Origin of the sequence: Synechococcus sp. H60.1, from assembly GCF_047462335.1 — a bacterium.
Taxonomy (GTDB): domain Bacteria; phylum Cyanobacteriota; class Cyanobacteriia; order Thermostichales; family Thermostichaceae; genus Thermostichus.
Genome location: NZ_JANSJA010000119.1, coordinates 1 through 1,552 on the forward strand (window position 1 = coordinate 1; position 1,552 = coordinate 1,552).

At 62.0% G+C, this 1,552-nt stretch carries 1 protein-coding gene; it reads left to right on the plus strand.

Annotated elements, in window-relative coordinates; translation table 11 throughout:
* Positions 1-3: 3 nt before the first annotated feature.
* Positions 4-1,401 (plus strand): cytochrome c biogenesis protein, encoded by a 1,398-nt coding sequence (locus NW852_RS06545; protein ID WP_414426575.1) that lies wholly within the window; start codon positions 4-6, stop codon positions 1,399-1,401.
* The last annotated feature ends 151 nt before the right edge of the window (positions 1,402-1,552 follow it).

The following is a 1,552-nucleotide window of genomic DNA, read 5'->3' on the forward strand; positions in this document are numbered from 1 at the left end:
CCGCTGTTGCGGCGGTATTTTCGCCATGAGCTGCTGCCGCTGCTGGCGGATCTGCGCCTAGCCATTGGCCTTCTCTTGGCGATTGCCCTTTTGAGCGCCCTGGGCACGGTGATCGAGCAAGAGGAAACGGTGGCCTTCTACCAGGCTCACTATCCTGAGCATCCGGCCCTGTTTGGCTTTCTCACCTGGCGGCTGATCCTCAAGCTGGGGTTGGATCACGTCTATCGCACCCCTTGGTTTCTGGCCCTGTTGATCCTGTTTGGCAGCAGCCTGGCCGCCTGTTCTTTCACGCGCCAGTGGCCGATGCTCAAGGTGGCCCGTCGCTGGAGCTACCTCACCCGTCCTTCCTCCTTCCAGCGGCTGCCCTTTTGGGTCTATCTGCCCCAACACTCCCTAGAGGGACTGCCGCAGCGGCTGCGACAACGGGGTTATGCGGTGTTTGAGGAGGGATCCCGGCTCTACGCCCGCAAGGGGCTAATCGGGCGGTTCGGCCCCATCTTGGTGCACGTCAGCCTGCTGCTGATCCTGTTGGGAGCCATCTGGGGCAGCCTCGGGGGCTTTAAGGCCCAGGAGCTGATCCCCAGCGGTGGGGTTGCTGCCATTGAACATGTAACCGGGGCAGGGGATCTGGCTCATCTGCCCACCTGGCAAATTCGGGTTAACCGCTTCTGGATCGACTATGCTCCCGACGGACGGGTAAAGCAGTTTTACTCAGATCTCTCGATTCTGGATGGGGGACAGGAGGTCAAGCGCCAGACCATCTCTGTCAACCATCCCCTCTCCTACCGCGGCGTGACCCTCTACCAAGCCGACTGGGGCATCGACAGCATCCGCATCCGCCTCAACAACAGCCCCTCCTTCCAAATTCCAGTGGTGCCGGTGCCCACCCAGGCGGGCAGCAAGCTCTGGGGCGCTTTTGTGCCCACCCGACCGGATCTCAGCGAGGGCTTGACGCTGTTGTTGCCAGATTTGCAGGGGACGGCCCTGCTCTACGACACCCAGGGCCAGTGGGTAGGATCCCTGCGCCAGGGCATGAGCCTGGCCCTCGACGAAGTGGCTCCGCAGCGCTTTCCCAACCCCCTTACCCTGCACCTAGATGAGGTTATCGGCGCCACCGGCCTGCAAATGAAATCGGATCCAGGGATCCCTCTTGTCTATCTTGGCTTTGGGCTGCTGATGCTGGGGGTGGTGATGAGCTATTTCAGCTACAGCCAAGTTTGGGCTCTGGAGACGGAAGCAGGGCTTTACCTGGGGGGCAAAACCAACCGCGCCCTGGTGACCTTCGAGCGGGAGTTTGCCCACCTGGTGGAGCAGCAACTGCTCTCCTCTCCCCCTTCTCCGGCAAAAGAACTCAATCCCGCCGCTCGCGTCAGCGGGACGGAGTCCTTAGCCAACGGCTAGCCTACCCAAGTGCCGGCTGTTTGACCAACAACACTGCCCAGGGTTATCTAGCTCCCCTCTCCCTCAGGGAGAGGGGCTGGGGGTGAGGGTGTTCCTCAGGGAGAGGGGCTGGGGGTGAGGGAGTCCCTCAGGGAGAGGGGCTGGGGGTGAG